Consider the following 21,083-nt stretch of genomic DNA (forward strand, 5'->3'; position numbering starts at 1 on the left):
AATATTAAAGCTATTTAACAAAATCCGTATTATAAAAAAAGGCGAGATTTCTCTCGCCTTTCTTCAGCTATTAATCATAGCCTGGATTTTGTTTCAATTTGGTATTTCTATTCATTTCATCTCTATGTATAGAAGAAAAATACATTTTATCTACCCAGGTCCGATTTTCAATCCCCGGATCTATCGTATTTACTGTATAAGAGTATGTATAATTATTTTTATCATAACTATACAAAGACACATTTTTACCGTCCTTCAATTTACCAAAAATACTGATTACAGTTGCTTTTCGACCTAACGTCTCTTTAGCAATCATCCAGCGCCTCGCATCAAAATAACGATGTTCTTCATAAGCCAGCTCTACCCTTCTTTCGTTTCTATAGCGGTCTTTTAGTGCAGCACCAGAATCATCTACTTTTGGCATTCCTGCACGATAACGGATTCTATTCAACCATAGCCTTGCCTCTGCTTCTTCACCTAACTCTATACAAGCTTCCACATAGTTTAGTACAGCTTCTGTATAACGAAGTAATGGCCATGGTATAGATTGTCTAGTATTTTGATCTACAATAGCGGGATCCGAGTCTACAAACTTTCGGTAATAATATCCCGTATAGGAGCCATTCCAATCTTCAACCGGACTATTCCTAGTATCTAATCCATACTGCACCACTTTTTTCCCATCTTTATCCAACACTTCGTATTGACCTGTCTGAATCTGATTTTTTGGATCTCTATTCTTTACGTCATCCGTTCGTGGCTTCCAAGCGGATCCGTCATGTAAAACAGTTGCTGCCAAACGCGGATCTCTATTCTCATAGGGAGCAGCTTTATGAGTCGGATTATTCCAATCAAACTTCGCTCCGTTCTGCATTTCATAATCATCCACCAAAAGTTGCACCGGTGTATTCCCAGCCCAATTGTGATACCCGTTTGGTCCATTATCGCGGCCAACCCATCCTCCTCTTTCATCTTTTAAGTCGATAAAAAATCGTCCTAAAATCAGGTCCACTTTACCACCAGCATCAGCCACTTTACTACCTCCACCCATGGCAATAGCATTATAGTTAGCTGTTCCTTCTTCAGCTGTTGCTGGAGCTGCAAGATCTAACTTATAAGCAAATTCCGACCGATCTACTACAGCCTTTGCTGCATCTTTAGCCAATTGCCAACGAGCTTTACGATCTCCAGAGGTATATCCCAAAAACTGTGCATCAGCATAGCCTGCTATTGTTGGTGATTTTGATTTTGCGGTAGCGTTATCATGTAAGTCACTGGCAGCATAGGTCAATACACGGGCCTTAAGCGCTAGCGCAGCTACTTCGCTAACACGCCCATCAGTCATTGCCCGTCCTTTTAAAAATTCAGCGGCTTTATCACAATCAGCTACAATCAAATTCACACATTCTTCATAAGTATTACGCTCTTTTGTGAAGTCCGTATCTTCCAAATTATATACATTTTCTACTAAAGGGACTGCCCCATAAAAACGTAACAATTGCTGATAATAATAAGCTCTTAAAAAATGTGCTTCTCCCAATAATTGCTTAGCTAAAGTTGGATTATCAAACTCTGGCTCTTGCAATTTAATAATCGCTAGATTTGCAGCCCGGATACGCTTGTATAAATTGCCATAATTATACGTATCCATCATCCGTCCCTGATCAGCTGGATTAGAACGCCCTTCATTTACGGTATTTATCCCTCGACCGGGGTGTGTAAATAGTGCTTCATCTGTTAATGAAGCCATTTGTTCTTCATAAAATCCTCCTACACCAAACCCATTGTACATCTCAAAAACAAAAGCCTGCACCAATGCAGCATCTACCCATACATCATTTTCGGGCACCTCACTTAGAGGTTTTGTGCTCACAAAATTATCATTACACGAACTTACGGTTAACGAGAATAATGAAGCAGCTATTATATATTTAAATCTGTTCATATTTTAATCTTTAAAATGAAACCATAACACCTGCGTTAATCAACCTAGATTGTGGATAATAATGTCCAATCGAATTAGTTGATTCCGGATCAAGAACTTTAAATCCGCTCCATGTAATTAGATTCAATCCACTTGCGTATACCCTAAGGTTTTTTACTTTAATTTTCTCTAAAATATTAGCAGGTAAATTATAACCAAACTCTACGTTCTTTAAACGTAAATAGTTTGTATTTCTCAACCAATAGGTATTACCGTCTGAATAATACTGATCACTCCTATCCGTTATACGAGGGTGCACACTGCTTGGGTTGTCAACACTCCATCTATTCTCATAAAAATCAACTAAATAGTTACCTATAGCACCCGATTCGTTAGTTCCTACGCGTAGCTCTCCACCTGTTGCTCCTTGAAGTAATATACTCAGATCAAAATTCTTATAAGTTAAGCCAATATTTACGCCACCTTGAAAAGTCGGAGTCGTATTTTTATCACGCCTTACTCTATCATTAGGAGTTATCTTACCATCACCGTCATAATCAAAATACTTCATATCCCCAGGGCGCAAATTACCACTAACCGCAGAGTAATCTAACTTATTGTTTGCAATATCGGCTTCATCTTTAAACACCCCGTCATAGATATAATACAAACCAGCATTAATTGTCCGCCCTGTAGTCTTTTGCCATTCCGGTGCCCCCGGCGCTTCGTCCCAAAAAACTATTTTGTTTTTCGCATAACCACCATTTACTGAAACAGAGTAGCCCAATTCGCCTATTTTATCTTGCCACCCCACATTAAACTCCCATCCTGAGTTATCTACTTTACCGATATTTTCAGCTGGCAAATTCATCCCTGTACTTTGCGGAACAGATGCATTTCTCCGCCATAAGATACTTTCTCTACTATTTTTGAAAATATCAAACTCTGCATTCATCTTCCCTCCTAAAAACTGAAAATCAAAACCCAAGTTATAGTTATTCGCCACCTCCCAAGTCACAAACATATTAGGGACTCGAATTTCCGACAATGTTTTCACAATATCCCCTCCTATCACATAGTCACTATAGCTATAAGTTTTATAATACTGATACTCCTGTAAAGCATTATCGTAATAAATATTATCATTACCCATCTGCCCATAAGAAGCCCTTATTTTGAAGTAATTAATAAACTTCACATTATCCTTCCAATAATCCTCTTCCGACACCATATACCCTAACATCACGCCAGGGAAAAATCCATATCTTTTATTCTCAGGAAACATATATGAACCGTCTCTACGCCACAAAAACTCTCCGATATATTTACTCTTGTAGTTATACCCCACACGTCCAAAATAATTCAAACGAGCTCGTTCCCAAGCTCCTCCATTATTATTCTTTTCTTTATCACCTCCTGCGAATAAATAATCATTTTTCTCCGAAATGAAATATCTCCGATAAGCAGAAAAGTTATCGTTACGAATTGTTTCCCTATTTACACCTGCTAATAAATTCAGGGTATGATCACCAAACTTACGATCGTAACTCAATACTCCTCCCAACAAAATATTCATCTGATCTTCATCCGATTGATTCAGTCTTGGGTCGGCTGGTCCACGCTTTCCTTTCACTAACTTAGGCGTTACTCCATCAGCCTCATATTCGTTCTGCCAAGTATACAAATACCAAGGAATCTCCCAATCTTTAGTCTTCTTCATGTACTTATCCACCGAAGCTGTTAGCGAAAGCTTCAACCCTTCCACCCAAGGATTTGTAATATCGACCTGTCCATTTGACTGAAAGTAATAACGTTTATCCCGTTTGTATCCCGTTTGATCTGTTGTAATAACCACAGGGTTTTCTCCGTTTTCAATATCCGGTCCTGGCATGCCATTAGGCCAATAAGCTGGCATTGTCGGGTTTCCTCGCATCAACATCCTAAAAATCGTTCCTGCTCCTTTAGTAGGAAAATTACGATCTTCCTGTCTGCCCAACACCCCAAACTGTGTTTTTATGTAAGGACTAATATTAGCGTCCAGATTGATCCTGAAATCATACTGCTTATATCCTGTTGCCGACTGCTTATAATACCCATCCTGATCTTGATATCCCATAGACATCAAGTAACGTACATCCTCTGTTCCTCCATCAATCTGCAAGCTATGCTTTTGTTGCGGCGACCAAGTTTTTAGTGTTTCCTTAAACCAGTCAGTATTAGGGTGCCCCCATGGGTCAGATCCATCAGCATAGAGCTGTTTATCTTCTGGAGTAAATGGAGCTGAAACCGTTGTCCCATTCGGTCTTACATATGTACCCTCTTTATTAAAGCCCGATAAAGCATTTGCCCATTCTGATACCGGTAGTTTATAAATTTCCAACTCATTCCTCATTTCAGAGTACTGTAACGAATTAGCTAAATCAGGTGTTACTGTTGGCTGAGACCAGCCTTGATTAAAACTGTAGGAAAGCTGTGGTTTGCCACTTTTACCCCGCTTTGTTGTCACCAAAATAACCCCGTTTGCAGCTCTTGCACCATAAATAGCTGCTGACGCATCTTTTAACACCGAAATATTATCTATATCAGCAGGATTCAACCGATCAAAACCACCTGCGCGAGCTGGAATACCATCAATTACAATAAGGGGGCCACTGTCGCCAAGCGTATTTGTTCCCCTAATTCTAATAGTTGAACCATCATATCCCGGCTCTCCACCGGCATTTGTAGCCACAACTCCAGGCACGCGTCCTGCGATGGAATTTGATAAGTTAACCGAAGGAGACTTTTGTAGCTCATTACCTTTTACTGCTACCACAGAACCCGTTACGGTTTCTCGTTTTTGGACACCATACCCCACCACTACGACCTCATCAATATTAGCATTGGAAGATGTTAATAGCACATCAATTGTTCGGCGGTTAGAAACAGCTTGCACTAGCGTTTCCATACCTACCATATTGAATGATAGCTGTCCGGAAACTGACACACGGTTTATCTCATAATTACCATTTTCATCCGTTGTAGTAGCGTTAGTCGTTCCTACTACGGCAATTGTTACTCCGGCCAAAGGCTCATTAGTTAGTGCATCTCGAACAACACCTTTCACTGTGATTGTTTCTTGATTTTTCAGTTCAATGGGCTTTACGTTTTCAGCATTCATATACAAATAATTACTCCCGTAAGAATAATTACAACACATAATTGCCGAAACACCTACCCACAGAAACCGACCAACTTTTTTTCTAAAGTCTGTTTTCTGGTTCATAATAAATTTATTGAATGTTTAGTGTTTAGTTGTTTAGTTCATATACAATGGTATATATGTACTTTATTGGTTGTATTGTTTTATCATATTAATTAATGTTTAGTGTTTAAAATCTGTTAGTATAATTTATCTTTTGAAACCGGTTTATAGGTTTAACGTTATTTAGTTTTGGTTCGCAGCGCTACCGTAGTAGCAATGACCGAATGTAAATATTATTTCAGCAATAAAAAAAGGTTTTATACAAATTCACCACAAATAAAATAAACAGCTGATTCATTTGTTTTTTAAAAACAAGATTAAACCAAAACTATAAAGCTAGCGTACTTTGTACACACATATGTTTTTAACTGTGTAAATCAAACACTTACTCCCCTTACAAACCAACATTAAAAAAAGTAGATAACATGCATACAATTCCCAGAAAAATAAAAATAAAAATGTGGTCAGTTTATATTTTTGTAACAAAAAAACAAAAAGTATTTTCTTATCAAAGAATAATAACTTCACGTTATTGTTACCTAAATCATTTTATTATTGCATTGTATTTTATACCTTTAAGTATAATTATAAACTATCCAACATGAGGCACAGCGAAACAGAGTACCAAATTTGGGATAAGATCGTCCATAGTGCAAAGCGACGGGTCGATCTTAGTGAGTATGGAGAGAAAATAACAGATCTTAGCCCCAAGATATTAGATCCGTTAATTTTACATATTATTGCAGCATTTGCTTCGGGCGAAGATCACTGCAGTATCTCCACAAACTTACACAATGAATTACAGCATATAGGCGTTCACGTATATGAAGAAACAATAGATAAAATCATTGCCGATAAGCATATTGTATTCAGTGCGGAGATTTATGCTACTTACCTTACTTTTTCAATGCTAGAGGACGGCTACAGTGAGGATGAAGTACTTAGTTATGTTTGTGAACTACTGGACAAACCGGTTCAGCAATAACTAACGAAAAAACGTCTTTAAAATATCCTTTCCAACCTTTTGTGTTGTATAAAATCGTTGCCCAAGCAGCGGAGCCGAAATACCTGTGCCCCAACGTTGAGGTGCAATAAACACACGGGCTTCATCCCACAAACCTGCCTCTATAAAACTATTTAACACCTGCGCTCCTCCTTCTATCAGGATAGATTGCACATCCATTAAATAAAGCTGATATGCAATATTCTGCGGAAGATACAGGTCAAAGTTCTCTAATGCAATATATTTTCGGTTGCTCGACCACTCTGCTTTAGATGCGTTAAAAACAATAGTTTCCACATCATCCGAAAATATTGCAGCATCGTCCTTAACCTTTAAATCTCTATCGATCAAGACTCTTTTTGGGCTTTTCCCCATCCATAAACGATTTGTTAGAGACGGATTATCTACAAGCGCTGTCCGTGTCCCTACTAAAATAGCATCTTCTTCACTACGCCATTTATGCACAAGCTGCTTGCTAAGTTTATTACTGATCCAACGTTGCTCCTTCTCCAAAGGTGCAAAAAAGCCATCTTCGGTCTCCGCCCACTTGAGTATGATATAGGGTCTATTCTCACGAATCCGGGTGAAGAATCGTCGATTGATAAATTGGCACTCCTTCTCCAATATTCCAACTGTACAATCTATACCTGCGTCTTTTAATTTCTGAACCCCTAACCCATTCACCTTACTGTACGGATCTAAGCAACCTACCACCACCCTCAAAAAGTGCATCTCTACCAATAAGTCCGCGCATGGCGGCGTCTTGCTTTGGTGCGCACAAGGCTCCAAACTTACATAAATAGTCGATTCCGTGAACAAACGGCGTGCTTCACTTTCGCCTAAACGTCGGACGGCATCCTGGACAGCGTTTACCTCGGCATGCGGACCTCCGTAATCTGAAGTAAAGCCTTCTCCAATTACCAATCCTTCATGTACAATCACTGCTCCTACCATAGGGTTTGGACTTACTTTACCCGCATTTAAAGCAGCTAAGTCTAAACAGCGCTTCATGAAATGTTCATCGTTCATCATAATACAAACTTAGGATTTAACAAAGAATATAGAAAGTGATTTTAGCTTTTGTACTTTTGCAAATGACAATATGCAAAAAAACATAAGCACTTATTTGCTCTAAATCATTCGAGACGGAGCAATCTCTAAAGCTTCGTACAGACAATTAGTTAATACACATGGTCACCATACAAGAAATATTAAAAAAATTTGAAGATTCTCTTGAAGAAATATATCCTCGGGAAGAGATAAAGCAGCTATTTCTCCTTTCTTATAGCCAAGTCACGGGAAAAAAGCCCATACAATACAGTCTTGAACATAAAACGGCCATTAGCGATGTTCATTTTGATTTTTACGAAAACGTACTTCAACAATTAAAAACGGCAAAGCCTATCCAACATATATTAGGAGAAGCGCCTTTTTATGGTCGAGTATTCGCAGTCAACGACCAAACGCTCATCCCTCGACCCGAAACGGAAGAGTTGGTAGACCTCATCATCAAAGATAATCTCAACCGAAATAATCTAACTTTCGTAGATATAGGAACAGGTTCAGGCTGTATAGCTATCAGTTTAGCAAAAGAAATAGCAGACGCCACTGGTTTTGCTATCGAAGTATCAGACGCTGCTTTAGAAATCGCACGCAAAAATGCTAAAAAACATAATGTAAACATTAATTTCATACATGCTGATATTTCTGAATGGGATTATTTTATGCAGGAAAATATGAAGTTTGATATTATTGTGAGCAACCCACCCTACATCACATCTACTGAAAAATTAGAAATGCACAATAACGTGCTACAGTACGAACCACATAGTGCTTTATTTGTTGAAGATCACGCGCCTTTATACTTTTACGACATTATCGCAGATATGGGCTTAAAACATTTACATGCTACAGGCTCTCTTTATTTTGAGATTAACCAGTATCTAGCCATCGAAACAAAAGATCTATTGCATAAAAAAGGTTATACCAATATCCATATTTATAAAGATATAAACGGAGCCGATCGAATGATTAAAGCACAGCTCACAAACCCATCATTTTTTCAGTCTGAAAGACAGTAGATTAATAAGTTTTTTCAAAAAAAAGCTCATTATACTTTGCATAAATAAACTTTTTATATACCTTTGCATCACTCCAAACAACGAAGGAAACTTCAAAAGTTAGAAGTGAGATTCCGTAGCTCAGCTGGTAGAGCAATACACTTTTAATGTATGGGTCCTGGGTTCGAATCCCAGCGGGATCACCTCTTGGGACAAGTCTGAAAACAACAGATTTGTCCCATTTTTTTTACCTTGTAACTTGCTGTTATTCTGATAGCTAAGAGCAATAGCGGAATTTAGTCGAGCGGTTCGATGTTGTGTACCGTCAAATTCCAAAAATTCGGGGAACATCGAACCCGATTTTACTTATTTCCATACAAAACAATTGTTTTTCAATTGTTTATACAATTTATTGAAAAGTGGGTATACTATTCGTTTCATTTTCACGGGCAAAGGTAAATCAGTATTTTTACGCTTTACAAGGTCAAGCCTTCGGTTTGCTGAAAAATCTGCATCCGTTTTTGGCGGATCGTATTTTTCAGTCAAAACCTTGTTTCGGCTAAACACTGACCTTTTTAGCCCATGAAACGAAAAATAGCATACTCCGACCTTTGAACGAATAAATGGTAGTGATAGAGAAACAAAACAGCACCTCCTCTCACATTACCGAATAAATAAAAAAAGGTGTCAGACTGATATATTGAAAGCCATTATGCCCTCCTGCAACCTTACTGTCTATCAAGGCAGTCGTATGCCTTGAACGCAAGCAAGCTCGGCTGATAGCCGTCTAAGAACTCACAAACTTTTCGGTTCGCCTAAACAGAGCAAGTTATGTTTTGAGGCACTCGAAACGCATTCCGTGCCTCAAAACTACTTGTTCTTTCAGATGAAATCCCCCCCTCCGAAGTCGGTTGTATAATGATGTTATAATCTTCTATTAATCCAAACATTACTTTTCGTCCATTTGCTCCATTTTCTTGATAAGTGTTTCCCGGAGTGTATCAAGGAATTTTGTAGGGTTCATCTTCCGGTTTCGGAGTTCCAAATAAGTTTGGTAGTAATTCCCCAAATTGACGTTAAACGCCTCTTCAAAATACTTCGCAATTAGCCTTATATCAGCGTTCCCGTTCTCAAAGACACCTTGATAATGCAGGGAATAGATCAGTTCTATGATTGCCACCTTGCTCCCCGTCCAGTTGAGTTTCTTCGAGGCTTTTGGATTGTTCTTTTGGTCTTTATTGTACAACTGGTCTTCGATATAAACCTGTATCGTTGGCTATTATCTTGGCGACCTTATAATCATGCGAAGTAGAAAATGTGAGGTCGGACTGAAAATACCCTGTATCCAAACAGAGCTTTATATCGTGGTTGCCCCGTACAAAAAGTTTCTCGTCAAGTGAAGTGTTGTTGGTACGGTAGTATTTATAAAAATCGAGGTTGTTGTCAAAATAACGTTTGAGTTTTTTCAACTCCTTGTTGAGGTATTTCTTTATGGATTTTGCTCCATAGGGTTTCCTTGTCTCAATTTTGTAAATGGCATTGTAGTAAATGAGTTTGGATACGATGATGGGTTTTTGATTTCTGAAAAAGTGGATTTCTTCTTCTTTGTTTCTGAACCCTTTTTTTAAAATATTTTCCTTTACTTCGGACAGGCATTCTAAAATCAGATTTATAACGGTTTCAATCCGTTGTATGGAATAATCAGCTTCAATCTCTAATTCGTTGATTGCCGTTTCCAGCTTATGAGACGTTTCTCTAAAATAATTATTCATATTCTATTAATTATTGCCTGTTCTTGTTGTAGATAAAAAAGGTAAAGAATTGATAAAAACAATTCTTTCATAAAAAGTCAAGACGGATAATTTCCGTCTTGACCCGTTAAAATTTATCAGATTACACCTAATTGAACTTTTGCCCCAATAATATGATTTTCGTTATTGGTTTCTAATGCGAAGTAACCATATGACAAGGCTGATGCAGAAGCTCTTTCTACAGCTTGCTCATAAATTTTATCCCAAGTTTTACCACCTTGATTTTCATATTCTGTGATTAGGTTTCGAAGACTTGCTTCTCCGAAAATAGTTACATGTCCAGAAAAATCAATTGCAGGGTCTCCTAAGTGGGCTGTTGACCAGTCAATAATGCCGGCAACAACACCATCTTGTGAAGTAAGCACATGTCCGGCATATAAATCACCGTGAACAAACTGTGTGAAATTTGGCCATAGTTTATCATCATCTAACCATTTTCTATAGCGTAATTCAAGCTTAGAACTTATTCCTAATTCTGATTTTACAGTTTGTAATTGATTAGCTATCTCTGGTCTTAAGTCAGATGGCTTCATTATCTTCAGATGATTTTTTCTTACTTCTTCTTTTGGAATAGCATGTAACTGTACCAACGCTTTTGCTAACGATATAATGTATTCTGGGCTATCTTTATCCATGTTCCAAATCATTTTATGGCTTTCTGTATCAACTATAAGTGCAGGTTCTTCCTCAATTAGAGGATAGGCGATTAAGTGTGGTGATATAATCTTCCAATCGGGAACCTTTAGGAACAGGTGTTTTTTTACAAGCTGTAAAATTCGTTTTTCCTTATCAATTTGTTCACTCATGTCACCACGACGAGGGATACGAAGTACCCCCATCTTTGACCCTTGATGTCAATGGCATAAGCTACCCTAAAGTCGACACCCATTTCGTTGAAACTTGTATTATCAGTAAGTTCTAGCCCGTTTTCTGATGCAAGTTTTTTTATATCTATTTTTTTCATTTCTCATTCTTTTTTTAAATTTTTGCTTTTTCAAATTACTTTTTAAAATCAAATTTTGGTCGGTATAGACCATTTGTAAGTGAAACCACTTCCGTAAACATTTTTTTAATAAAGTCTACATTTTTATCCAAATTTTGAGTATCCGAATGTAAAATAGCATCTACTTTCTCTTTAAAATTATTTGGTATTATTTGAAATTTTGAGAGCAATTCAATAGCGAGTTTATCACTAATCGGATAAATTTCATTTATTGCAAACAAAGCTTCGGTAATACTTTTCAAGGCTCTTGTGAAACAACCAAACGTGTTGTAGCTGTCATTTTGTTTGGCAAAACCATCTGCGTGAGCCAATGTAAATTCTGCTGACCAAAGTGCAGTATTAATTACATTTACTTTTAATGCTAAAGGGTAATTAGCTGCCGAATTTTTGAGTTCTTGCAAAATATGATTTGCGTCTGAAAGCGCTATGCAAGCTAAGCACTCTGCCTGGTAAATCATTGATGTAAACCCATACGGCGGTTGTTGCTCAAAGTGGTTTTCCCATTTGCCAAGTTGAGCATCAGCTATTGTTCTTTTAATTTGGTTGATATTGCGGTAAAGCAAATCTACTTTGCCAACTGCTGTATGCAACCACGCACCACCATTTACCCAAGGTCCCCATTCGTAAAAACCAACTACAACTGGACTTTCATCTGTAGAATATTTTTTGGCTATTCGTTCTATTTCTTGTATATCAAAAGGGCTTTCTTCCTCATAATATAGCCCCATATCAATATCCGAATTTTCGTTTGCTCTGCCCGTAGCGTGTGAACCACCCAAAGCAATCGCCGTTAAGTTTTCAATTTTATTTAAATCTTGAACAAACTGAGTTATAAACTGCTTTTTTTGATCAGTTAAACTTTTAATATTATTTAAATTCATTTTTATTTTTTTAAGATGTTAAACCATTTTCTTTCTTTCCCAACTGCATTAATGATGGGATAAAGAACGATATTAAACCGACGATGATAACCAGTATTCCGCAAATGAGAAAAGCATTTGGAACACCGATTTTTTCTGAAATTAGTCCCGCAAATAACAACCCAATAATACTGGGCAAAACTGCAATGCTGTAATACAAAGAAAAAACCCTTCCTAGTAAATTTGGCGCAACTTCTTCCTGCAAAATAGTTGTAAACGATGCTGAAAAAACTGCCATTGCTATTCCTCCCAAACCGGTAGCTACCACAAACCCGATAAACCACGAAGAGGGAAACAAACCACACAATACAAAAGAAATTCCTAGCACTAATTGCATTGCATTTACCAATATAACTTTGGAAAAATCAACCTTAAAAATCCCCAAAATGCTACCTCCAACCAACATTCCAACTCCCCATACAATTTCTATGATGCTCATTTCCCATTTCCCTCCTCCGTAATAACCTGTGGTTAAAAGCGGGAACATAATTGAAGCAGGTATAATAAAAAACCAAATCATCATTGCAAAGAAAAATAAGAATGCAAGTCCTCTATTTTTTAAGATAACATTAAAACCATCTTTTAATTCTGCCAATAAAATATGGAAGTGTGTTTTAGTTTCCGTTTTGATATGCGGGATGTTTACAAAAAATAAGGAAGTAATAGCTGCAACTGCACCAATAATATCTAACCAAAGTACGTTTGAAATAGAAAAATAGGATAATGCCAAAGCACCTAAAGCCGGGCTTGCAATACTACTTACAGACTGAAGCATTTGGTTTATACCTGACACCCGTAACAATTGTTTTTCTGGTACAATTAATGGAGCAACAGCGGTCATTGCAGGCGAATGAAATGCATTGCCAACGGAACGCAATGCCATAATAAGGTAAATCCAAGCTAAGTTTACAGCACCGTCCTTTAAGATAAAAACCATAACAAAGGCACATATTGCCACGAAAGCGTCAGAAAAAATCATCACTTTCTTGCGATTCCACCTATCGATAAAAACACCCACAAAAGGACCAATTAATGCTTGTGGCAACAAACTGGCAATTGCAGAATATGCTAATATTTCAGCCGATTTAAACTCCAAACTTAGCCAAATAACAACAGCAAAGTTTACAGAATAGCTGCTGACCATTGAGATAAACTGCCCCGACCATATAAATACATAGGTCTGCACCCATTTTCTATTTTCCATGAAAATTTAATGAAATTGTTATACAACAAAAAGAGGAAGAGCAATACCAAGATCGTCTTCTAAGAAGGGAAGTGTACTAAAGTGACACTTGGATTAGTTATTCCAAGGTTTAGCCATCATTGCTGTATTTGAATAGTTCATAGTGCAAAGGTATAAAAAAAACATTGCTCATCAATATGGCACGCATAAAAAATTGAAATGCTATGCCTTTATTTATTGTTTTTGTATCAAATGCTGTAAATTCGGGTCATTCTTGATGCGTTCCATTTCGTTTTCTACAATCTGCATAACGTCCGCTTTAATCTGCCTGTAATTGGCTTCGATTACCTGCTTCATATTGTCGTTACCGTCTTCATCGGTAAATGACAGTATCTGAGATATTTCCAAAAAAAAAGAGTTCGAGTTTCGTACCAGTAAGTTCACAAACAAAAGCTTCACTGAAAAGTGAAGCTTTTGTTGTATATCAATATCTGGGATGAGAACACAAAGGGGATCATACCGAATACTTGGGGGGATACTAGGGATCAATCTGAAAGTTTTAGCGTTTATACTTCAACATTTTGAATTTAGCAAAAAGTTTTTGTCCATTCAATCGGCTGCAGGAATGTTAAAAAAGTATAATGTTATACCAACGTATTTTTTTTTTTCTAAGTTTATATTTTTAATAAACATAATTTTAAAGAAGTATGAAGTGCCCGAACTGTAACGAGACCTTACTAATGACGGAACGTCAAAATGTCGAAATTGATTATTGTCCACAATGTAGAGGCATTTGGCTAGATAAAGGAGAACTGGACAAGTTGTTAGAGTATTCTGCTCAAAGTACGGAGAGTAATACTTATGGTAAACCTCTTTATAATGAACGAAAACAATCCTATTCTCAGGATTACGAAAGAAATGATAAAAATTCAGACAGAAATAAATACCTACAACATGGGCGCAAAAAGAAATCCTTTTTATCTGATTTCTTTGATTTTGACTAATACAATTTTATCTGTAATAGTATCGCTAACAGAAAGACGTTCTCACACTATGAAGAGCATCTTTCTGTATAGTTTTATGAATAACAAGTGGATACGACAGCTTATCTGTCACGTTTTTTAAACTAAAAACATTGCGACTTCCCATTCCCAAAACTGTCCAAAATACAAGTATCAAAGACTGTGACAAAGTCCACTAGGGAGCCTGCCAAAACCCAAACTGCGTCTGTAACAACGGAAACAGTTTATATACAGCTTTTGCATATGACCTATGTATTCATGGTTTGTAAATTCAACTTTTAAAGTAATTAATCAGATTGATATAAATCAAATTGATTGCCATACAAGTCTTCAAACCCCACTCCTTTACCTCCTGGTACTGGTATTGGTTCTCCGTGCAAAACTACTCCTTTTTCTTTCATTATTTCAAAATCTTTTTGGATATTGTCCGATTCAAACATGACGAGAACTTGCCCAGCGGATTGATTGCCAATCAGTTTCTCCTGTTCTGGCGTTTCAGCTTTGACAAGCTCAAATACAGTAGCGTTGTCTTTTTGTGGCGCAATGGTCAGGTAACGCCAGTCAGAAGAAAAGACCTGGTCTGCACAAACACTAAAACCGAGCTTCTCAACATAGAATGTTTTAGCTTCGTCTAAGTCTTTCACTAAAATGGTTATTTGAACTACTTTTGTTATCATATTTTATTTTCCATATATTTAGTTAACTTCTCCAATGATTGGTCTGTTCCTATTTCATTTTCCTTTGGGTCAATACCGATCGGAATATTTTTAAAAACTACCGTGACTTTCGTTGACTCATGTTCAACTTCTTCCAAAAGCACCTCCATCATCATACCTCCCGAAAACTCATCCTTATCTGACTGAAAATAAACAACCTGAACAACTCGTTCATTAGGTTTAAGTTCGACAAATTTTGTCAAAAAACGATCTTCGTTTCCTTCTGTTTTCCCTTCTATTCTATGATCAATATAAAATAACGACATTTCGAAACCACCTCCAATTCTAAGTTCAAGATCGTTTATTTTTCCTATCATTCCATTGGGAGGAAGCCAAAATTCCAACGCCTCCTTTTCTGTAAAGGCCTTATAAACCTTATCCCTTGTTGTTTTAATGACTCTAACATTCCTTGAAGTTCTATCCATACTATTTTGCAAATTATCAAGTTCAACAATCATTACATTTTTGATTATCTCCCCCCTTCTCTCCAGCAGTTATTGTACTGTAGTCTAAGAATACAAATCTATCTCCCTTTTTTAGAAAAGAACTTTGCATAAGACAATAAATCAAACAAAACAACAAATAGGAAAAAAGTTTAGATTTTGTAAAAACAAATGCACAAAAAAGTGGATGCCTAAAAAAGTAGAAACAACTTCTCTGAGAATTGAATATTTGAACAGAAACTGTATCGGTATACGGTAAAACATCAAGAAAACACGAGCTATCCAATCTTCTTCACAACTCCTTTTTTTTATCCCAACATCTAGGATGAGAACACAAGGCTTCGATTCGAAGAAGGCTTAGGCTTATCGTATGGAGCTTGAGCGGCTGAGACAATACCAGCAGGATCATAAAAAAGCAAACAATTCACTTCGACCAGCTGTTTATTTTGTAAAATAAAAGAACAAGTATACAAACACAATTTCAATGTTTTTTTAATATATTCAACAACAGGCTCTCTATATTTATTTTAGAACTTTAGATCAAAAAAATGGAAAAGCTAACTGCAAAAGCAAGCATACAAATTCAAAAGCCTATAGATAAAGTCTTTGAAGCAATAGTCGATCCCAATAAAATGAATCATTATTTTATAAAATCCTCTACAGGTCGCTTAGAAACAGATACAACTGTAGAATGGAATTTCCCTGAATTTCCAGATAGCTTTCCTGTAACCGGTAAAAAAATAACTGACAATACATATGTCTCTTTTGACTGGAGTGGCGGGCTTCCCAATCAACTTGTCGAAATTAATTTATCTCCATTTGGCGAGAACTCGACAGTCATCAAAGTTACAGAACACGAAATGAACAATGATTCCGAAGGTATTTTAATGATGATGCGTCAGACAGAAGGTTGGGCCAATTTTTTAGCTTGTATGAAAGCCTATTTAGAATACGGCATCAACCTCCGAACAGGAGCGTTTGATTTTATGTTTCACAAATAATCTTTCAGAGTTCCAATTAGCATCCCGAGATACAACAGCATAAATAATGACTGCAAACAAAACCACATACACCAACGCTTCTGTCAACGAATTTATCCAAACGATTACAGATGTGCAAAAGCAACGGGACAGTGTAGAACTTATCAAACTGATGCAAGACGTATCAGCTGACCCCCCGCAAATGTTTGGTTCCTCAATCGTCGGATTTGGAACATACCATTATAAATATACCAGTGGTCATACTGGTTATGCTCCATTAATTGGATTCAGCCCCCGAAAAACAGCTATATCTCTCTATGTATATACCGGACTCGAAGACCACAAATACTTGTTAGAGCAGCTTGGCAAATTCAAAATGGGGAAAGCCTGTATCTATATCAAACGATTAAGCGACATCAACATAGAAAAGCTAAACCTACTGATGCATGAAACAATAAGTTTTATAGAGAATACCTACACAAGAATAAAGAAATAATGACCGCGACTATCTCAACAATCGACGAGTATATCAATCAATTTGATGGGCATAAAAAAAATGTTTTAATAAAAACAAGACAACTTATTCGCAATTTTGTTCCAGACGAAACAAATGAAACTATTTCCTATCAAATGCCTACTTTTCGATATAAAGGAAATATCATTCATTTTGCCATGCATAAAAATCATCTAGGACTTTATCCTGGACCAGATACCATTCAACACTTTGCAGCAAAACTTAAAAATTTTAAAACGACAAAGGGTGCAATACAGATACCTTTAGACCAGCCAATACCTGAACAAACAATAAGGGAAATCGTACTATTCAACATTAATAAATTCAAAGATAAACAAGAAATAAACTGGCATCAAAGTCGAGGGAATTGGCAACAGGCTGAAAAACTTATGCAGCAAATTATCACCAGCACTCCCTTAAAAAAAGAGTTCAAATGGGGTTCTTACATCTATACGCATAAAGGGAGAAACGTCATAGGATGGGGAGGTTTTAAACATTTTTTTTCGTTATGGTTCTACAATGGGGTCTTCCTGAAGGATGAAGAAAAACAGCTAATCAATGCTTCCGAAGGTAAAACTAAAGCACTTAGACAATGGCGTTTTAAACATGTAAAAGATATGGATCCCGACAAAATACATGCTTACATTCAAGAATCCATCAAAACAATAGACGACGGAAAAGAAATTAAACCTAGAAAAACTACCCTAAAAAAACCATCTGGTTTATTATTAGAAGCATTACAGGCAGACCAGAGTTTAAACAACAGTTTTCATGCCTTGACTGCTGGAAGACAAAAAGAATATATCGAATACATTGAGGAGGCCAAACAGGAGAAAACCAAACACTCGCGTATCGAAAAAATAAAGCCTTTGATTCTAGAAAAAAAAGGATTAAACGATAAATATAAGTAACTGATTTATAAATCGAAATAAAATAATAAGCAATTAGCTTATCATATCCCTTTCATGCAATCAAAACACCATAATGAATAACCTATCGACTTGAAGAAAACTCAAGCCTAGAAAGCCTCTTCCCTACTTCTCAGAAAAATTAAACGTCCTTTAACACTCAAGTACTCTACCTGCATGGGTACCTGCAGTGAATTTAAAAAAGTATTTTCTGCAGATTTTAAATTATGCTGCGTTCGATGCAGGCCGCCCGCTAACCTAATCCAACTATCCTCTGTTGCCCCCGCTCTGTGGCGTATTTCTGTTCGATAGCACTCTGTGGCTACACCTCGATAAACCTGTACTTCTACCGATACATCGTTCTTGTTCATTAGTGCACATATTTCAGACAAGTTTAACAAAATATGTATACCAAAGAAAAAAATGTTCGCAGCACCGAATATAGCACACGTACGGCCGAACATTTCCCAGCTTGCTACTCCTTCCTTGTATTGAATAAAGCCAACAGTACCAAGAATTATAAGCAAAAAGATACAACATAGTAGAACAAAATCCACTACTCCTCTCCATTGCCTACGCGACACTATTTGCCAATCTTCCGCATTTGTCTGTCGGCTTACAACTTTTTTTTCCCGTTCAGGGTAAATCGCACCTGCTATCAGCCCTTTTGGCAGTAAGTATAATGTGATAGCTTCGCCAGGCTTAACAATAATGTCCTTGATTTGAATCCCCTGAAAAGCTACAAACCCTGGAATAAGCAATGTGCCTTCGAAAACCTCCCCATTTATTATATACCTTGCACGTTTTTTAGGCAAACGCTGTATCCCTTCTAACTGTCCTCTAACTACTGAAAAGTCTCCATTATATAAGCTCTTATCCAACGATTTTTTACGTTTAAAATTATAGAACGTATAATAGACACATGTAGCAAAAAAAGTAAATAAAATTATGTTCAGAAATAACTGAAAACCGACATCAGTGCCTGATAAAGCCATAACCGCACCAATCAATGCAACGAAAGCTAAACATGCCCCTATACTAGCGATATAAGCAAGATTTCTGTGATATGCTTTTCTTTCTTTTACTATCGTATGAATTAATGGTGGTAATGTTGATGATGGCTTTTGACTCATATTTTTTTGATGAAAATAAACAATATCACCCAGATTATTTTATTTCCTCGTTTTTTATATAAAAATAAATCTGAGTATATTCTCTTCACTATCACCTCCTCCATACTACTTTTTAAATGCTGACAGGTAAACCCAACTAGTGAAAAGTATTTATTTTTCATTGCCAATAAGGAAATTCGAAGCAGAAATATTTTTTTAGCCAATCCCGTTTTCGTACACCTTTTTTATTAGCCTTAGCCCGGTTGCTGTCTATAAGACTACCTTTCTTCCATATTTCTTTAAGCCGTAGGTATTATTGTTTTATAATTTTTTTGATCAAACACATCAAACATAATAGCGTAAGTGTCCAGATGAAACAGAACCCCAATTTAACTCTCTATTTTAATAAAAAAACAAGAGATTTTTAATGCATTTTTGCAATACAAATATTTTGCTTTAATGAACAGAAAAGACAGAAATGGAATTTTATTAGGGTTAATCGCAGCCGCATTATGGGGAATATCAGGGACCTTAGGACAATTTTTATTTCAGCAACGAGAGATAAATGTAGAATGGCTGATTACAATGCGACTTTTAATTTCGGGGATTGGTCTTTTAATTCTTGCAAAATATAAAAAGATCAATATTTTTTCCATATGGAAAGATCGAAAAGATGCTTTTGAATTAATACTTTTCAGTATCATCGGTATGGTTGGTGTTCAGTATACTTATTTCGCAGCCATAAAATATTCTAATGCAGCAACAGCAACCGTTTTACAATTTGCCGGACCTATTTTCATTGCCATATATCTAGCCATTAAATATAAACGACTTCCTAAAAAGTCAGAACTATTAGCTATATTTTTTGCTGTTTTAGGAACATTTTTATTGGTAACCCATGGAAAGATCGGCACGCTTTCTATTTCTGGAATAGCTCTCTTTTTTGGCATCGCGTCTGCAGTAACCTTAGCTATTTATACTTTACAGCCTAAAAGGCTTCTTACAAAGTATAACTCTGCACTCATTGTTGGCTGGGGCATGTTAGTAGGCGGTATTGCATTCAGTTTTGTAAGACCTCCCTGGCAGATCGATGGAAATTGGGATCTAAACACCTACGCCTGTATTGCTTTCATCATTCTTCTAGGAACACTAGTGGCATTCTATGCATACCTTAATGCTGTTAAAATCATCGGCGGTCAAAAAACAAGCCTACTTGCATCTGCCGAACCGCTTACGGCAGTCATTCTGTCCGTCATTTGGTTAAAGACTCCTTTTACAACTGTTGACTGGATAGGAAGTCTATGTATTATTTCTACCGTATTCTTATTGATAAAAAAAGAAAAAGTTTCACCCCCTCAATTGTCGAATGAAGCATAATTTTTTATGCTGAGATATAACTTTTAAATATATAAACAACAGCACTCCGTCAAATTTATCTTCATCAAAGCACTATGTAATAAACCATTATCTGTTTAACCACTTATCAAAGATCTTATAATATAAAGGCAGTATAACGTAAGTCAATAAAGGAACCAGTATAATAGTTAAGATAAAAGTTCTTATAAAAATTGGAACACCAAATAAATAATCTCCAAATATTAGAAATATCCCACTTATAATCGGGTAAATAGCAAGCCATGATATAAAGGCTTTTTTATGTATTAATCTTTTTTCATTTTTCATTGAAAATTGGATTTTTAGAGTACAAGTTTATACTGTTAAACTATATTAAGAGGCAGTCAGCTTATCGGTTAAGGATATACCTGACTGCCAATCATGGACACATGTAATCAACTAATTTTCTTCAGTGACTATACTTCCATCCCAATCTTCTCCATTAGGAACAGATGTATGCTGGTGAATTAAACACCATTCATTATTTTCATTTTTTTTAAAACAGTCTGTTTCGCGCAACAATAAAACCTTATTAACACCATTGACGAGTACAACTTCTGCTTTTTGAATCGTGCAAACGACACCAATATCTTGGCTTATAAATGTGTCTATGTGAAGAATAGAAATTTCACAAGACTTAAAAGCACTAAAAGTATTATCAAGCTTTTTTATGGCAGGTTTAATACCCCGACTAGCAAATGGCGGAATGTCGTACCATAAAGCATCCTTTGCCCAATTTTTTGTACTCTCTAAGCCTGATTTAGATTTTGTCATTGCTTCCACCATAGAAACAAGAATTTCTTTATCATCATTGTAAATCATTATAAATTATTTTTTATTGTATC

The 21,083-nt window shown here is 36.5% G+C and carries 17 protein-coding genes, 1 tRNA gene and 2 pseudogenes; 8 read left to right on the forward strand and 12 right to left on the reverse strand.

Annotation, left to right across the window (positions count from 1 at the left end; all coding sequences use genetic code 11):
* Positions 1–70: 70 nt before the first annotated feature.
* Together ORI89_RS13005 and ORI89_RS13010 are read right to left on the reverse strand one after the other, a co-directional pair.
* Positions 71–1,945 (reverse strand): RagB/SusD family nutrient uptake outer membrane protein, encoded by a 1,875-nt coding sequence (locus tag ORI89_RS13005; RefSeq protein ID WP_268230922.1) that lies wholly within the window; start codon positions 1,943–1,945, stop codon positions 71–73.
* A 10-nt stretch (positions 1,946–1,955) separates the two neighbouring features.
* Positions 1,956–5,189: a SusC/RagA family TonB-linked outer membrane protein gene (locus tag ORI89_RS13010; protein WP_268230923.1), complete on the reverse strand. Its 3,234-nt coding sequence runs from the start codon at positions 5,187–5,189 to the stop codon at positions 1,956–1,958.
* Positions 5,190–5,769: 580 nt separating this feature from the next.
* Between ORI89_RS13010 and ORI89_RS13015 the strand changes: the two genes are divergently transcribed.
* Positions 5,770–6,153, forward strand: coding sequence for a hypothetical protein (locus tag ORI89_RS13015; RefSeq protein WP_268230924.1), 384 nt, complete (start codon positions 5,770–5,772; stop codon positions 6,151–6,153).
* On the opposite strand, the gene ribD is transcribed toward ORI89_RS13015, so the two are convergent.
* A complete protein-coding gene (gene ribD, locus ORI89_RS13020; protein ID WP_268230925.1) occupies positions 6,154–7,203 on the reverse strand; it encodes a bifunctional diaminohydroxyphosphoribosylaminopyrimidine deaminase/5-amino-6-(5-phosphoribosylamino)uracil reductase RibD in 1,050 nt (349 codons plus the stop codon). It lies immediately after the preceding gene.
* 158 nt (positions 7,204–7,361) lie between these two features.
* Between ribD and prmC the strand changes: the two genes are divergently transcribed.
* Positions 7,362–8,252: a peptide chain release factor N(5)-glutamine methyltransferase gene (gene prmC / locus ORI89_RS13025; RefSeq protein ID WP_268230926.1), complete on the forward strand. Its 891-nt coding sequence runs from the start codon at positions 7,362–7,364 to the stop codon at positions 8,250–8,252.
* Positions 8,253–8,361: 109 nt separating this feature from the next.
* A tRNA-Lys gene (locus ORI89_RS13030) sits at positions 8,362–8,434 on the forward strand.
* A gap of 746 nt (positions 8,435–9,180) precedes the next feature.
* Here the strand turns inward: ORI89_RS13030 and ORI89_RS13035 are convergent.
* The 5 genes and pseudogenes from ORI89_RS13035 to ORI89_RS13055 form a co-directional block, all read right to left on the reverse strand.
* Positions 9,181–10,003 (reverse strand): annotated as a pseudogene (locus tag ORI89_RS13035) (RteC domain-containing protein).
* A gap of 116 nt (positions 10,004–10,119) precedes the next feature.
* Positions 10,120–11,006 (reverse strand): annotated as a pseudogene (gene mph / locus ORI89_RS13040) (Mph(E)/Mph(G) family macrolide 2'-phosphotransferase).
* 35 nt (positions 11,007–11,041) lie between these two features.
* Complete coding sequence (locus ORI89_RS13045) at positions 11,042–11,926, reverse strand: nucleotidyltransferase domain-containing protein (RefSeq protein ID WP_268230928.1); 885 nt, start codon at positions 11,924–11,926, stop codon at positions 11,042–11,044.
* A gap of 10 nt (positions 11,927–11,936) precedes the next feature.
* A complete protein-coding gene (locus tag ORI89_RS13050) occupies positions 11,937–13,169 on the reverse strand; it encodes an MFS transporter (protein WP_268230929.1) in 1,233 nt (410 codons plus the stop codon).
* Between the two features lie 213 nt (positions 13,170–13,382).
* Complete coding sequence (locus ORI89_RS13055) at positions 13,383–13,592, reverse strand: hypothetical protein (protein ID WP_268230930.1); 210 nt, start codon at positions 13,590–13,592, stop codon at positions 13,383–13,385.
* Between the two features lie 296 nt (positions 13,593–13,888).
* Between ORI89_RS13055 and ORI89_RS13060 the strand changes: the two genes are divergently transcribed.
* On the forward strand, positions 13,889–14,152 hold the full coding sequence (locus tag ORI89_RS13060) for a zf-TFIIB domain-containing protein (protein WP_442800885.1): 264 nt from the start codon (positions 13,889–13,891) through the stop codon (positions 14,150–14,152).
* 305 nt (positions 14,153–14,457) lie between these two features.
* Here ORI89_RS13060 and ORI89_RS13065 read toward each other — a convergent pair whose 3' ends face one another.
* Together ORI89_RS13065 and ORI89_RS13070 are read right to left on the reverse strand one after the other, a co-directional pair.
* Positions 14,458–14,847 carry a VOC family protein gene (locus tag ORI89_RS13065; protein ID WP_268230932.1) on the reverse strand — a complete coding sequence of 130 codons (390 nt, stop codon included), beginning with the start codon at positions 14,845–14,847 and terminating at the stop codon, positions 14,458–14,460.
* On the reverse strand, positions 14,844–15,344 hold the full coding sequence (locus ORI89_RS13070; protein WP_268230933.1) for an SRPBCC domain-containing protein: 501 nt from the start codon (positions 15,342–15,344) through the stop codon (positions 14,844–14,846). The genes ORI89_RS13065 and ORI89_RS13070 overlap by 4 nt, the downstream gene beginning before the upstream one ends.
* A 533-nt stretch (positions 15,345–15,877) precedes the next feature.
* Here ORI89_RS13070 and ORI89_RS13075 point away from each other — a divergent pair.
* From ORI89_RS13075 to ORI89_RS13085, 3 genes are read left to right on the forward strand one after another with little or no spacing between them, the layout of a single operon-like run.
* Positions 15,878–16,330 carry an SRPBCC domain-containing protein gene (locus ORI89_RS13075; RefSeq protein ID WP_268230934.1) on the forward strand — a complete coding sequence of 151 codons (453 nt, stop codon included), beginning with the start codon at positions 15,878–15,880 and terminating at the stop codon, positions 16,328–16,330.
* 46 nt (positions 16,331–16,376) lie between these two features.
* A complete protein-coding gene (locus ORI89_RS13080) occupies positions 16,377–16,805 on the forward strand; it encodes a DUF1801 domain-containing protein (RefSeq protein ID WP_268230935.1) in 429 nt (142 codons plus the stop codon).
* Positions 16,805–17,734, forward strand: a complete 930-nt coding sequence (locus tag ORI89_RS13085; RefSeq protein ID WP_268230936.1) for a DUF1801 domain-containing protein — start codon at positions 16,805–16,807, stop codon at positions 17,732–17,734. The genes ORI89_RS13080 and ORI89_RS13085 overlap by 1 nt, the downstream gene beginning before the upstream one ends.
* Positions 17,735–17,841: 107 nt before the next feature.
* On the opposite strand, the gene ORI89_RS13090 is transcribed toward ORI89_RS13085, so the two are convergent.
* Positions 17,842–18,864, reverse strand: coding sequence for a hypothetical protein (locus ORI89_RS13090; RefSeq protein ID WP_268230937.1), 1,023 nt, complete (start codon positions 18,862–18,864; stop codon positions 17,842–17,844).
* 438 nt (positions 18,865–19,302) lie between these two features.
* Here ORI89_RS13090 and ORI89_RS13095 point away from each other — a divergent pair, with 438 nt between their 5' ends.
* A complete protein-coding gene (locus ORI89_RS13095) occupies positions 19,303–20,220 on the forward strand; it encodes a DMT family transporter (protein WP_268230938.1) in 918 nt (305 codons plus the stop codon).
* Between the two features lie 417 nt (positions 20,221–20,637).
* On the opposite strand, the gene ORI89_RS13100 is transcribed toward ORI89_RS13095, so the two are convergent.
* A complete protein-coding gene (locus ORI89_RS13100) occupies positions 20,638–21,060 on the reverse strand; it encodes a YybH family protein (RefSeq protein ID WP_268230939.1) in 423 nt (140 codons plus the stop codon).
* Positions 21,061–21,083: the final 23 nt, after the last annotated feature.

This window comes from Sphingobacterium sp. UT-1RO-CII-1 (genome assembly GCF_026711005.1).
In the GTDB taxonomy this organism is placed as follows: Bacteria; Bacteroidota; Bacteroidia; order Sphingobacteriales; family Sphingobacteriaceae; genus Sphingobacterium.